Origin of the sequence: Sedimenticola hydrogenitrophicus, assembly GCF_025175675.1 — a bacterium.
Classification (GTDB): domain Bacteria; phylum Pseudomonadota; class Gammaproteobacteria; order Chromatiales; family Chromatiaceae; genus Sedimenticola; species Sedimenticola hydrogenitrophicus.
The window spans coordinates 88247-102349 of record NZ_JANIOA010000015.1; the positions used below are offsets into that span (position 1 = coordinate 88247).

A 14103-nucleotide genomic window follows, 5' to 3' on the forward strand; every position below is an offset into this window, starting at 1 on the left:
GCGATCCGGATTACAGCTTGAAGCCGCGGTGCACGGCGACGATGCCGCCGGTCAGGTTGTGGTAGTCACAGCGCTCCAGGCCGGCCTGCTCCATCATCCCCTTGAGGGTCTCCTGGTCGGGATGCATGCGGATCGATTCGGCCAGGTAGCGGTAGCTGGCCTCGTCATTGGCGACCATCTTGCCGATCTTCGGCAGCAGCTTGAAGGAGTAGATATCGTAAATGCTCTGCAGCGGCTTGCCCTGGGGGTGGGAGAACTCCAGCACCAGGACCCGGCCGCCCGGCCGCAGCACCCGGGCCATCTCATTGAGGGCCTGCTGTTTGTCGGTGACGTTGCGCAGGCCGAAGGCGATGGTGATGCAGTCGAAGCTGTGGTCGGGGAAGGGGATCCGTTCGGCGTTCACCTGGGTGTAGGCGACGTTGCCCACCAGACCCGCGTCGGCCATGCGTACCCGCCCCTGGTTGAGCATGGCGGCGTTGATGTCGGTCATCACCACCAGGCCCTCGGGACCCACCAGCCCGGCAAAGCGGGCCGCCAGATCGCCGGTGCCGGAGGCCAGGTCGAGGATCTTCTGGCCGCGGCGGATGCCGGCCAGCTCCACGGCGAAGCGTTTCCACAGCCGGTGGATGCCGAACGACATCAGGTCGTTCATCAGGTCATAGCGGGTCGCCACGGAGTCGAAAACGGCCCGCACGCGTTGCGCCTTTTCCCGGGCATTGATGGTCTCAAAGCCAAAATGGGTGGAATCATTCTCCGTCATGTTGTTGCCTTGAACAGATAGGGTGGTGGGCGCAGTGACTGCTGAATGGTGCAGAGTGTATCGGTTTTTCACCGCTTCAGGAACAAACGGGCGGTTTCAGCAGCAATTTTACCTGAAAATATGAGCCGGGAATGAGCGCGAAAGAAGTTACTGACGTAGGATGCCGGTGAGCTTGCGAACCGCATCATTGCTTCCTCGGCTCCGTTATCGGTACATCCCTGTGCCACTCCTCCTGCACCACGCCTCGCGGTAAGGCTTGATGCGGTTCGTGTTACTCACCACATCCTACCCATCCGGGTATTCAGCTCCCACAGGCGCGGTTGTTGCCTCAGTTGGTCGCCTTGTGCTTGTGGCCGGCCGCCTCCAGGCGATTCAGGTAACTCTGCCAGTTCTGCTCGTAGTTGATCCCCAGGCTGTAGAGATACTCCCAGGAGTAGATGCCGGTATTGTGTTCGTCGTCGAAGTGCAGGACCACCGCGTAGTTGCCCACCGGGGTGATCTGGGCGATGTTCACATCCTCCTTGCCGAGCTGTAGCACCTCCTGGCCGGGACCGTGCCCCATCACCTCGGCGGAGGGGGAGAAGACCCGCAGGTATTCGCACGGCAGTTCGAATTTGGTGCCGTCATCAAAGGTGATCTCCAGCACCCGGGAGTGCTGGTGAAGATTCAGTTCGGTGGGTACGTGTTTGGGCATCTCATCTACTCCTAACTACAGGATGAACCGGCTCAGATCCTCATTCGAGGCCAGCTCGGAGAGGTTGTTGTCAACATAGGCGGCATCGATGGTCACGCTGCTGCCGGGTACCTCGGTGGCGGTGAAGGAGATCCCTTCCAGCAGCCGCTCCATGACCGTGTGCAGCCGGCGCGCGCCAATATTCTCGGTGCCTTCGTTCACCTGCCAGGCGATCTCGGCAATGCGCCGGATGCCCGCCTCGGTGAAGCTGAGCTTGACCCCTTCCGTGGCCATCAGGGCGGCGTATTGCTCGGTCAGGGAGGCGTCCGGTTCGGTGAGGATGCGGATGAAGTCGCCGGTGGTCAGGGCATCCAGCTCCACCCGTATCGGTAGCCGCCCCTGCAGTTCCGGTATCAGGTCCGACGGCTTGGCCAAGTGGAAGGCGCCGGAGGCGATGAACAGGATATGGTCGGTGCGCACCATGCCCTGCTTGGTGGAGACGGTACAGCCCTCCACCAGGGGCAGCAGATCCCGCTGAACGCCGGCCCGTGAGACGTCGGGTCCGCCGTGATCCGAGCGGGTGGCCACCTTGTCCAGCTCGTCCAGGAACACGATGCCCTGCTGCTCCACCTTCTCCAGGGCCTTCAGCTTCAGGTCCTCGTCGTTGACCAGCTTGGCCGCCTCCTCGTCCTGCAGGATACGCAGGGCATCCTTGAGGCGCAGCTTGCGCTTGCGGGTGCGCCCGCCGCCGATATTCTGGAACAGCCCCTGCAGCTGGCTGGTCATCTCCTCCATACCCGGCGGGGCCATGATCTCCACCCCCAGCGCGGCGCCGGAGACCTCGATCTCGATCTCCTTCTCATCCAGCTCGCCGTTGCGGATCTTGACCCGGAACTTGTCCCGGGTGGAGGCGCCCGCGGCGCTGCTGCTGTCGCTCTCCCAGTTGGTGGGGCGCGGCAACAGCACGTCCAGCACCCGCTCTTCGGCCGCATCGGCGGCCTGGTCCCTGACCTTCTCCAGCGCCTGCTCGCGTACCATCTTCATCGCGGAATCGGCCAGATCGCGGATGATCGAGTCCACATCCCGCCCGACATAGCCCACCTCGGTAAACTTGGTCGCCTCGATCTTGATGAACGGGGCGTTGGCCAGTTTCGCCAGACGCCGGGCGATCTCGGTCTTGCCGACCCCCGTCGGGCCGATCATCAGGATGTTCTTCGGGGTGATCTCGTTGCGCAGCTCGGGATCGACCTGGCTGCGCCGCCAGCGGTTGCGCAGGGCGATGGCCACCGCCCGCTTGGCGGCCGCCTGGCCGATAATGTGCTTGTCCAGCTCGTGGACGATCTGTTGGGGTGTCAATTCAGGCATGATGTTCAGGAATCACTCTTCCGCATCGAGTTCTTCGATGACCAGGTTGTGGTTGGTGAATACGCAGATATCGGCGGCGATGCCGAGACCCTTCTCGACAATCTCCCGGGCACTGAGATCGGTATTGTGCAGCAGCGCCTTGGCGGCCGCCTGGGCAAAGGGGCCGCCGGAACCGATGGCCATCAGGTCATCCTCCGGCTCGATCACATCACCCAGTCCGGTGATCATCAGCGAGGCGGTCTTGTCGGCCACCAGCAGCAGCGCCTCCAGGCGGCGCAGGGTGCGGTCGGTGCGCCAGTCCTTGGCCAGCTCGACGGCGGCGCGCATCAGCTGCCCGTGATGCGTCTCCAGCTTCGCCTCGAAGCGCTCGAACAGGGTGAAGGCGTCGGCGGTGGCACCGGCAAAACCGGCCAGCACCTGGTTCTTGTAGAGCCGCCGCACCTTGCGGGCATTGCCCTTCATCACCGTGTTGCCCATGGAGACCTGGCCATCACCGCCGATCACCACCTTGCCGTTGCGGCGAATTGAAAGAATTGTCGTGCCCCTGATCGGCTCCACTGCGCTGCCCCTTGTATATTAGTCGTTGGCTATTCTAACTGATCCAACATGGGGAGAATAACCGCCAATTTCAAGGGAAGTCCGGGCACGGGGCAGGACGACGTTATCTAATGCTGAGCGGGGCGAGGATCCGACTGCTTGATTGCCGGGACGCCGTAAACCCATCCCTGGGGGCTTGCCGCGGCCGTTTCGGCCTCGCAGCACAGCTGCTTCAGCGTTCGGCTGCGCGCGAAGCTGCGCTTCGCAAGCGCTTGCCTCACCCATGGCCGCGGACACCCGTCAAGCAAGCAGTCAGCCCCTCTCTCGCAAGCATTTGTGTGTTTATAGATGACGTGGTCCTGGGTCACGGGGGAAATAGGGGTATAATCCGCGCCGGGCCGGGGAACCGGTCGATTTTCCTGTTCGCGGAGTAACCATGGCCATCACCCACTGCATTACCCACCAGATCCATCCCGATGAGAGCGGCGCCCCGGCGCTGCGCCTGCGCGCGTCGGAACTGGCCGTGGACGAGACCCTGGAGAGTCTGGTGGCGGAGCTGAAGCGGGCCTACCTGAGCCGCATCAACCGCGAGTATGGCCGCTTCTCGGCGGAGTCCCTGGAGAGCGGGCTGGCCCACGGGCTGGCGCAACTGGTCGACGGTCAGCAGGGATTTGTCGAATTCAGCGAACAGCTGGCGCGCCAGCTGCTGCAGCGGCTCCAGGAGCAGGGGGGCGAGCTGCGCGGCCACCTGATCCTGTTTCTGGAGCGACAGCATGAACAGCAGACGCTCTACCTGTTTATCGTCGGCCAGCGTATCGCCAGCCGGATCAACGAGCGCCAGGAGGTGGAACCGGTGCTGACCCTGGATTTCGGCGCCTCGATGATGGCGCTGAAGGTGGACCTGGAGCTGTGGCGCGGCGACGCGGGCGGCGCCTACCTCTCGCTGAGCCCTTCCCGGGCCAGGGGCATGGCCGAACTGCTGCAGCAGTTGGCCGGCTTCTGCGCCGGGGTGGACAAGGCGGCGGCCACCCGGGATTTCCTCGAACGTATCGAGACCTTTTCCCGCAAGCTCCCGGAGGAGCAGGTGAGCGATTTCCGCAACCAGGTGGTGGGCTACTGTGTCGGGCAGGACCTGCAGGATGCACCGGTAGAGATCAACGGCCTCTCCCAGGCCCTGGACGGGGTGGATTCGGCCGACTTTTCCAGTTACCTGGCGGACCACCTGCCGGCGGGCGACGGCCGGCTGTTGCTGGACCGCAAGAGCCTGCAGCGCTATGTAAAATTCGCCGGCCGGGAGCGGGACCTGGCGATCAGCTTCTCCTCCCACCAGCTGAACCGGCGGGTACACTACCAGGCGGAGACCGATACCCTGAGCATTACCGGCCTGCCGAAGATGCTGCGCAGCCAGCTGCTGGGGCATGTCGAGGAGTGATCAACTCAAGTTTCGGCGTTCGTTTTCAGTCTCCCTGAACGACGCCTTGTGAACTCCGAAACTGGAATAACCAAACATGGCGCGACAAAAAAGACTTTACTTCACCGCCATTATGAATATAATTCACTGCAACATAGAGTGTTGATGGATCGATACTGTATCTTGAGATACCCATCTTAACCCAAACCCCGTTCACTCTTACCCAATAAGGCTATGCCGCCCAAGCTGCGGCGGACGCTCTACTGTGTCCGGTTTTTGGTCGGAATCAAGGAGGATTCTGTTGTCTGGTTATTGTTCAGATTGGTGCGTGCGGCTGCCGGTTTTGTGCGTGTGGCTGATCAGTTTTGCGGCGGTGGCCGATCTCTCGGCGCCGTCCGCGTTAACCCGGGAGCAGTTGCTGCAGGATCAGCGTCAGGCGGCGCTGGAAGCGCTTTTGCAGCCACAACCCGCCGATGTGCGTCTGCTCCCTGCTCCACAAACGGAAATTATCGACTTTCCTTCGGAATCACCCTGTTTTCCGGTTGCAGCCGTTGTTGTGGAAGGCGGGGAGCGGCGTGCCGCACAGCGGGTGGAGAGGTTGCGGTGGCAGGCGGTGGGGAAATGTCTGGGCACCCGGGGTGTTCAGCTGCTGATGACGCGAATGCAGAACCGGCTGATCGAGTCCGGCCTGATCACCACCCGTGTACTGGCGCCGGGCCAGGAGCTGTCCGAGGGGGTGCTGCGCCTGGTGATTGTGGCGGGTAGGGTGAGTGATATCCGATTTGCCGCGTCGAGCCGGCGCGATATCAATCTCGGTACGCTGCTGCCGCTGTCGTCGCAAGCGCTGCTGGACCTGCGGGATCTGGAGCAGGGGCTGGAGAATCTGCAGCGGCTGCCCGCTACCGAGGCCGGGTTCGAATTGCTGCCGGGCTCGCTGCCGGGTGAGAGCGTGGTGGTCGTCGACTGGCAGCAGGAGAAGCCGTGGCGTGTGGCGTTGACGCTGGATGATGCGGGTTCGGAGCAGACCGGGAAGCGACAGGCCGGGGCCACCCTGTTTCTGGACAATCCGCTGGGCCTGGGGGATCTCTTCTATCTGTCCCAGGGGATGGATGTCCTGAATGAGGGTGGCCGGGGCAGTGGCAGCCGCCAGATCCACTACTCCCTGCCGTTGGGGTACTGGTTGTTGGGCATGACCGCGGATTGGTACGACTTCCAGCAGACGGTGGCCGGCGGGGTGGTCGACTATCGCTACCGCGGGGAGAGTGAGCGCTACAGCATTCAGCTCGGCCGGGTCTTCCATCGCAGCGACCGCGCCAGGACAGCGGCTACGTTGCAGTTCAGCAAACGGCGTTCGGACAACTTCATCGACGACGCGGAAATCGCGCTGCAGCATCGCAAAACCGCCGCCTGGCAACTGTCACTCAATCATCGGCAGTTTTTTCGCCAGGGGACGCTTTCGCTGGAGCTGGCCTACAGCCGCGGCACGCGTTGGTTCAATGCGGAGCCGGCCCCGGAAGAGGCGGTCGGCGAGGGGACGGCGCTGGCCAGGATCTGGTCCCTGAATGCGTTGTACCAGCTCCCGGTGAGGAGCGGTGGGCATGCGTTCCGTTACCAGGCCAGAGTGCGTGGACAGTGGAGCGATGAACCGCTGACTCCCCAGGACCGGTTCTCAATCGGCAGTCGCTGGCATGTGCGCGGCTTCGATGGCCAATGGTCGCTTGCTGCAGACCGGGGCTGGTCGCTGAGTAACGAAGTGGCCTGGCGCATCCCCCGTCGGCAGCATGAACTCTACCTGGGGCTAGATTACGGAAAGGTGGCGGGCCGGGGCAGTGAGCTGTTGCCCGGCACGGCGCTGGCCGGAGCGGTCCTGGGGATGCGGGGTACGCTGGAGCGTGTCGGATATGAACTCTTTGTCGGGGCGCCGCTGCGGAAACCGGCGGGTTTTCGTACCGACAACCGTACCTTCGGCTTCAGCCTGAACTGGCAGATATAACAGGTGGGAATAGAGGGTGGCTTGGAAAGCAAGACAATCAGGGAAGCATAAAGGGGACCAGGGATGAATAAGGGCTCGCACAAGAATAATTCCGTAATACCGAGGGCGCCACTGGGCCGTGCCGGCAAGGCACGCTTTTTAGCAAAGGCCGCGCCATGCCATCCAGGGCCTCCGCGGCATAAGTCCAGCCATGGACAAACCTGTTCCCTGGCCAAAAAGCGTGACACCGGCAGCGGTAGGCATTATCTCCACACCTTGCGCCCGGCCAGATTCGCGCTGCTCATGGTGTTGGGGATGATTCAAGTCACACTGCCCGAGGCTCGCGCTGAGATCGTTGCCGATGGCACCGCCCCGGCCGCGAAGCGACCGACGGTCACCCAGGCGGCCAACGGAACGCCGCAGGTTGATATTCAGCGAGCGGACGGGAGTGGTCTCTCCCATAACCGCTACACCCGCTTCGACGTGGACCGCCAGGGGGTCATTCTTAACAACGCCCGGGCGCCGGCCAAGACCCGGTTGGCGGGCTGGGTCAACGGCAACCCCAACCTGGCGGGCGGTAGCGCGCGGATCATCCTGAATGAAGTCAATGCGGCGGATCCCTCCTACCTGCGCGGCTTTGTCGAGGTGGCGGGTGACCGCGTCCAGGTGATCGTGGCCAACCCGGCAGGAATCACCTGCGCCGGCTGCGGCTTCATCAATGCCAACCGTGCGACCCTGACGACCGGCAGTCCGCGGTTTGACAATGGCACCCTGGCCGGCTTTCGTGTGCAAGGTGGGGAGATTCATATCGAGGGTCAGGGGCTGGACGGTCGTGATGTGGACTATACCGACCTGATCGCCCGGGCGGTGAAAGTTAACGCAGGGATCTGGGCACAAGAGTTGACAGTCATTGCCGGCGCCAATGATGTCGCCATCGATAGCCGCCTGCAGACAGTACATACCGCCGCCGACAAGGCTCCGGCCTTTGCCATCGACGTCCAGGCGCTGGGCGGCATGTATGCCGGGAAAATCCTGCTCATGGGTACGGAAAGCGGCGTGGGAGTACGCAATGCAGGCCTGATCGGTACAACGGCAGGCGATGTGGTGATTACCGCCGCGGGGGAACTGGTCAACCGTCAGCGGATCGAGGCGGCGGCCGGCTTGCGAATCGACGCCGCGGGCATCGACAACCGGGCGGGCCGGCTCCTGTCGATGGGCGATCTCACCCTGGAGACGGAGGCGGGGGTCGTGGACAACAGCGCCGGCCTGATCCACTCCGACCGCACCCTGACCGTGAGCGCCGGAACCCTGATCAACAGCGATACCGGGTCCGCCGTCCAGGGGATTGAAGGAACCCGGCTGCAACTGGAGGTGGATCGGCTGGATAACGCCCAGGGACGCATAGTGGCTGGGCAACAACTCACCCTTATCAGCAGCGGACAGATCGACAACAGCCAGGCGGTGATCTCGTCTGGCGACCAACTGCTGATCCGTGATCTGGCGCCCGAGCCGACGCTCCAGGTGCGTAATACCGCCGGTACCCTGGTTGCAGGCGGAACACTGCATCTGAACAGTTATGCCCTGACCGGAGATGGTCAATTGCAATCATCCGGCGATATCGACCTGACCCTGCAAAGTGAACTGAACAACAGCGGCAAGATACAGGCAGACCAGCGACTTGCCCTATCGACAACCGCCGGCCTCATCAACAGCGGCCAACTCCAGGCACAGGGGCAGGTTAGCCTGCACGCCGGCGAGATCGATAACCAGGAGACCGGTGAAATCAGCGCCACTGCGACCGAGCTCGTCGCTACCGGGCGGCTGACCAACCAGGGGATTGTGGATGGTGTCACGACACGGCTCCAGGCCGATCACATCGACAATATCGGTACCGGGCGCCTCTACGGCGACCGGCTCGTGCTCGCCGCTCGGCAGATTACAAACCGGGAATCCAGCGGCGGCGCGGCAACGGTTGCCGCCCGCAACCGACTGGATATCGGGGTGGATGAACTGATCAACCGCGAAGGCGCCCTGCTGTTCAGTGCGGGCGATCTGCATATCGGAGGCCAACTGAACGACCTGAATCAGGCCGCGGGCAAGGCTGGCGGCATCACCAATCAAAGCGCCACGATCGAAGCCCTAGGGCGGTTGCAGGTTACGGCCGGACAACTGCATAACAGCAATACCCATTTCACCAAGGAAGTACACCCGGTGCTGGTGGACGAACACCACGTCGAGCGGAAGTGGGTCAGCAATGAAGACTACTATGCATACGACTTTCTGCGAAACATCAGCGAAGAGGTGGTAACCGGCAGCGCCCCCGCCAGACTGCTTGCCGGGGGCGACATGCACCTGGTGGTGGATAGTCTCCTCAACGACAAGAGCCACATCCTTGCCGGTGGTACCCTCACCGGGGACCTGGGTAACCTGGAGAATCGTGAGGGCGTGCTGGAGCGGCGAGTGGCGGATCGCGGCGAGGTCTGGTTCAGCTGGATCGAACACTGCGGTTTTCTGGGGAGAAAAAAATGCCGGCGGCAGAGTGCGCGCACGCCCTACGCGCCCGCCGATGTCATCACCAGCATCACTCTTCCAACGGCCCGTTTCGAACAGCATGCCAGCGTGCCGGGCAGCGATATCCAGCTCGATGCGCTGAGCGTGGCCGGCAACGTTGGCGGGGTGATCCGCCTCCCGGATAGCGCCCTGTATCAGACTCATCCTGAACCGGCACATGCGCAGCTGATCGAGACCGACCCCCTCTTTGCCGGCTACCGGCAGTGGCTCAGCTCCGACTATATGCTCGACCAGCTTCAGCTTGACCCCGCCGCCACACAGAAGCGGCTGGGCGACGGCTTCTATGAACAGCGCCTGGTCCAGGCGCAGATCACCGAACTGACCGGGTCAAGGTATCTGGCGGGCTATCAAAGCGATGAGGATCAATACAAGGGATTGATGAATGCCGGTGTCACCTTTGCCCTGGCCTATGACCTGCAACCGGGCATCGCCCTCAGCGCGGAACTGATGGCCCATCTGACCAGCGACATCGTCTGGCTGGTAGAGCAGGACGTGACCCTGGCTGACGGTAGCCGTCAACAGGTCCTGGTGCCACGGTTCTATGCCGTTCTGGAAGGTGGGGATGTGAACGGCCGAGGCGCGCTATTGGGTGGGCAACAGATCGACCTCGATTTGACCGATGACCTGCACAATGAAGGCACCCTGCGGGCCGAACGAACCCTCACCCTGAACGCACGCGACATCAACAACCGCCGCGGCACGCTCTCCGCGAAAACCACCGCCCTGTCGGCAGAACGGGACATCAGCAACCGCGCCGGGCGCATCCAGGCGGAAGAGCACCTCAGCCTGCAAGCCGGACGTGACATCACGGTGGCGGCCGCCACTCGTGAAGGGGTCAATCAGGTCGGCGCCAGCCGCTATGAACGTCTGCATCTGGATGGCATCGGCACCCTGCGGGTGATGAACCCGGACGGCATTCTCATGGCCGCCGCCGGTCGGGATATCCACCTCACCACGGCCGAGGTGAGCAACAGCGGCGAGGGTGGATCCACGGCACTCATTGCCGGCAACAACATCAACCTCGATACCACCACCACACGCCAGCGCGAGGCCATCGTCTGGGACCCGCGCAGCCACCGCACCGAAACCCGGGAAAAAGCGGCGGGGACCCGGATCAACAGCACCGGGGATCTGGCCCTGCTGGCGGGCGTTGATATCAACAGCCGGGGGGCCACGATCAACAGTGACGGGTCGTTGGAGGTGAGTGCGGGGCGTGACCTCAACATCGGTGCCGGTGTGGATGAACAGGGCATCAGCCGCCGCCAGTATATCGCCAAGCGCGGACTCTTCTCCTCCAAGCAGACGATCGACGAGCAGCGCTCAACCGTACGCCAGGTGGTGGGCAGTACCCTGAGTGCGGAACGGGTCGATCTGCAGGCCGGCCAGGACCTCACCGTCACCGGTTCACAGATTGTCGGCAGTGGCGATGTTACCCTGCAGGCGGGAAACAACATTACCCTGCAGAGCGGCGAACAGACCGTTTCAAGTTACAGTTATCACCAGGAGAAGAAATCGGGCCTGATGACCAGTGGCGGGTTCGGTATCACCCTGGGCAAACGCGAGATGAGTGATGAAATGGATCAGCAGTCCAGTATGGCGGCAGGGAGCACAATCGGCAGTATCGAGGGCAACGTAGCAATTAGATCTGGTGGTAACTACACCCAGCGCGGCAGCGACCTGCTGGCACCGACCGGGAGTGTGGCGATCGCCGCCGGGGATATCGCTATCGTCGAGGCGCGAAACAGCACGGTCACCCGCTCCGAATCCCGCTTCAAACAGTCGGGCCTGACCATAAGCCTCTCCAGCCCGGTCATCAATGCGGCGCAGACCGTGCAACAGATGTATCAGTCCGCGCGGCGGACCGATGATCCACGCCTGCAGGCGCTGGCGGCTGCCACGGCGGTGTTGGCCGGCAAGGATGCCTACGATCAGGTGAAGAGCGGCCAGGGTAGCAAGATCGGCGGTCGAGACGGACAGATCGAAACCGGCGGGACCGATCCGGACGGCGCCCCCGAAACCCGGGATGCGACCGCCATCGACAAGATGGGGGGCCTCTCTATCAATGTCAGCCTCGGCAGCAGCAAGAGCCGGAGCAGCAGCCGGATCGAGCGTACCTCCGCTGCCGGTTCCACCATCCAGGCGGGCCGTGACATCAGCCTAGTGGCCACGGGTGGCGAGACCGACGGCAACATCCTCGTGCGCGGCAGCCAGATCGGCGCGGGACAGGCCATCACCCTCGACAGCGAAAACAACATCGAACTCCTCGCGGCGCAAAACAGCGCCACCCGTCATGATGACAACAAGAGCAGCAGCGGCAGCCTCGGCGTAAGCATCGGACTGGGATCGGAGGGTACCGGCGTCGCGGTCACCGCCTCGGCCGCCCGGGGCCACGGCGCAACCGACAGCACGGAGCTGACCCACAGCAACACCCGGATCAGCGCCGGCCGCACCGCCAGCCTTCGATCCGGCGCAGACACCACCCTCAAAGGCGCCGTGGTCGAGGGCACCCAGGTCATCTCCCGCGTCGGCGGCGACCTGCTCATCGAGAGCGTACAGGACCATGGCAGCTACGTCAGCGAACAACGCGATAGCGGCGGGAGCCTGTCGGTGGGGCCGGGTACCTTCGGGGCGAGTTTGAATAGCGGTAAGCGCGATATCCGGAGCGACTACATCTCCGTCACCGAGCAGTCCGGCCTCAAGGCCGGAGACGATGGTTTCGATATCGAGGTCGGCAAACACACCACCCTCAAAGGCGGCGTCATCGCCAGCACCCAGACCGCAGTTGATCAAGACTTGAACCGCTTCAAAACCGGCGGCGAACTGGCGCTTACCGATATCGACAACCGGGCTGCTTACAAAGCCGACGCCTATGGCGTGACCATCGGTGTCGGTAATAGCGTTTCGTCGAGCGGTGCCGGTGTCGGCTCGGACAAGGGCAGCGCCTCCGGCACCACCCAGGCCAGCATCTCCGGTATCGCCGGTAACGAGGCCGTGCGCACCGGAGACGGCTCTGGCGGCATCGCGCCGATCTTCGATGCCGACAAGGTGCAAAGAGAGATCGAGGCCCAGGTCGTCATTACGCAGGCGTTCGGTAGCAAGGCAACCCAAGCCGCGAAAAACTTCGCGCAAAGCAAGGCACAATCCAGCAAGGAAAATGCGGCGAGAGCCAAGGAAAGCGCCGATGGTAGATTCGAAGGGAAAACGGAGGTCGAATGGAATGCAGAGGCTCAAAGCTGGACCGGCGAGCGACTCGCGGTGATGAATGTGGTGGTTGCTGCGCTGAGTAGTAATGTGGAAGGCACAATTAGCGTTGCTGGCAAGGAGGTATTGCATATGGCTGCCCTTGAGATGCGTCAGCAGATGATCGAGGATTCGAAAAAGTTCCCCGGCATCTGCGACAGCTTGGGTAATTGTCTGGACAACAAGTCTGGACCCAGCGCCGGCGTCAATGGCGACCAGTTTAAGCTAGGCGGGGGACGGGTGGATGTTGATGTCCTGTGTGGACAAAATTTTTCGAGATGCTCGACAAAGAAGCCCGATGATCCATCCATTGATATGAATGACCCGAGAAGCAAGCTGGCTTTTAATCAGAACGGGCAAGTCGTCTTTAATGGAAACCTAGCCAAGTATTTACATCAGCACCCCGAAGTCATAAGCCCACTTGGCGGCCTCCAAGGCGGCGACGGACAGATATTCGGCATGCCCTACCAGCCGGGGGGCTGGATTGACAGGGTGGTCGAGGCCTATGCCGGCCCGCACGACCAACTCAATAGCGGCACATGGTATGGGCCGGACGGAAATATCAAGACCGGCTTGACGGAAGAGCAGAGAAAGGTCGGCGAATTGCAGAACAAGGTGAACGTTTTGATTGCCACACCGTATGCGTTGAGTATCTTGCTGCCGCCTGAACTCTGGCAGGCCTTGCGCGTCGCGATTATGGAGGCCAGGCCATGATGCGGAACAGTGTGACGAGGCGCTTGTGTTGGGCGCTGACATTATGGTTGCTCTTCGCGGCTGGATGCACCACCTATGCATATGTGGATTTCAAAAAGCTGCGGCAGACGGTGCCGTGGATTTCACATGAAATTACAGTCAACACAAAGTCATGCCCTTCGTTTTCAATTGCAACCGAAGATGGATTGGACCTCAACATACCCACGAAACATCCCATTGGATATGTTGGTCCCTTACTGGAATTTGAAAGACTAGCTGCACCACCATTTCCTGATGCTGAGTTGACAACATATGACCCGGAAAGAGTCGCGCAAGAAAGTCGGCTATCCAAAGCAGAAAAAAGAGCATTAAGCATAAGAAGAAAAATAGCAATCGAGGCTGCACGTATTTTTTCAATAGAAGCTTTCTCAGATATCAACCTGAGCCTCGACCGTCTCGAACAGAAGTTCAGGCATGGCGACGTCGCATACAGAAGGGAAACGCTACCCCTTAACCAACCCGGCATTGGCTGCCAAAACGGAATGCTGATCATCCAGCAGATATTCGACGGTGGAATCCAATATGAGGGCAAGGTGGCCGAGTTCATCCGCGCCAAGGAAACGCAGTTTCGTGTTTTGCCTAACGGCAATTTACAGGTTGAAACATTCGACTTGGACTGGTACGGCGCGAGAGTTAAGATGGCTAACTGGAAAAAAAGCACGTCTATCTACGAACGGATCAGATGATGCTTTTTGATCCGTCGATTCCCGTAAAGCTGAAGCAACCAGGTCTGCACCTATTTCCACTTCCGTTGATTGCACATACAGCGTTTAGCATAACCTACGGACTGGAGAGTTCCAGTGCGAAAAAGCTAACTAAAA

The 14103-nt window shown here is 61.6% G+C and carries 8 protein-coding genes; 4 read left to right on the forward strand and 4 right to left on the reverse strand.

Annotated elements, in window-relative coordinates; translation table 11 throughout:
• Positions 1–10: 10 nt before the first annotated feature.
• The 4 genes from ubiE to hslV all read right to left on the reverse strand — a co-directional run bounded on the left by ubiE (position 11) and on the right by hslV (position 3356).
• Positions 11–760 carry a bifunctional demethylmenaquinone methyltransferase/2-methoxy-6-polyprenyl-1,4-benzoquinol methylase UbiE gene (ubiE, locus tag NPX02_RS10270; RefSeq protein ID WP_260293449.1) on the reverse strand — a complete coding sequence of 250 codons (750 nt, stop codon included), beginning with the start codon at positions 758–760 and terminating at the stop codon, positions 11–13.
• Between the two features lie 328 nt (positions 761–1088).
• On the reverse strand, positions 1089–1454 hold the full coding sequence (locus NPX02_RS10275) for a gamma-butyrobetaine hydroxylase family protein (RefSeq protein WP_260293450.1): 366 nt from the start codon (positions 1452–1454) through the stop codon (positions 1089–1091).
• Positions 1455–1469: 15 nt separating this feature from the next.
• Complete coding sequence (hslU, locus tag NPX02_RS10280) at positions 1470–2798, reverse strand: ATP-dependent protease ATPase subunit HslU (RefSeq protein ID WP_260293451.1); 1329 nt, start codon at positions 2796–2798, stop codon at positions 1470–1472.
• Positions 2799–2810: 12 nt separating this feature from the next.
• The gene (gene hslV, locus NPX02_RS10285) at positions 2811–3356 is read right to left on the reverse strand and encodes an ATP-dependent protease subunit HslV (protein WP_260293452.1); all 546 of its coding nucleotides are present in this window, start codon (positions 3354–3356) and stop codon (positions 2811–2813) included.
• Between the two features lie 415 nt (positions 3357–3771).
• On the opposite strand from hslV, the gene NPX02_RS10290 reads away from it, so the two are divergent.
• The 4 genes from NPX02_RS10290 (at position 3772) to NPX02_RS10305 (ending at position 13968) form a co-directional block, all read left to right on the forward strand.
• Entirely contained in the window at positions 3772–4767 is a 996-nt protein-coding gene (locus NPX02_RS10290) for a nucleoid-associated protein (RefSeq protein ID WP_260293453.1), read from the forward strand.
• A 328-nt stretch (positions 4768–5095) separates the two neighbouring features.
• On the forward strand, positions 5096–6739 hold the full coding sequence (locus NPX02_RS10295) for a ShlB/FhaC/HecB family hemolysin secretion/activation protein (protein WP_260293454.1): 1644 nt from the start codon (positions 5096–5098) through the stop codon (positions 6737–6739).
• A gap of 294 nt (positions 6740–7033) precedes the next feature.
• Positions 7034–13243, forward strand: coding sequence for a hemagglutinin repeat-containing protein (locus tag NPX02_RS10300; protein WP_260293455.1), 6210 nt, complete (start codon positions 7034–7036; stop codon positions 13241–13243).
• Positions 13240–13968: a hypothetical protein gene (locus NPX02_RS10305; RefSeq protein ID WP_260293456.1), complete on the forward strand. Its 729-nt coding sequence runs from the start codon at positions 13240–13242 to the stop codon at positions 13966–13968. The genes NPX02_RS10300 and NPX02_RS10305 overlap by 4 nt, the downstream gene beginning before the upstream one ends.
• Positions 13969–14103: the final 135 nt, after the last annotated feature.

What these genes read in the sequence shown, in the direction of transcription:
- NPX02_RS10305 (WP_260293456.1), top strand. Translation starts at nt 13,240, where the DNA reads ATGATGCGGAACAGTGTGACGAGGCGCTTGTGTTGGGCGCTGACATTA.
- NPX02_RS10290 (WP_260293453.1), top strand. Translation starts at nt 3,772, where the DNA reads ATGGCCATCACCCACTGCATTACCCACCAGATCCATCCCGATGAGAGC.
- ubiE (WP_260293449.1), bottom strand. Translation starts at nt 760, where the DNA reads ATGACGGAGAATGATTCCACCCATTTTGGCTTTGAGACCATCAATGCC.
- hslU (WP_260293451.1), bottom strand. Translation starts at nt 2,798, where the DNA reads ATGCCTGAATTGACACCCCAACAGATCGTCCACGAGCTGGACAAGCAC.
- NPX02_RS10300 (WP_260293455.1), top strand. Translation starts at nt 7,034, where the DNA reads ATGATTCAAGTCACACTGCCCGAGGCTCGCGCTGAGATCGTTGCCGAT.
- NPX02_RS10275 (WP_260293450.1), bottom strand. Translation starts at nt 1,454, where the DNA reads ATGCCCAAACACGTACCCACCGAACTGAATCTTCACCAGCACTCCCGG.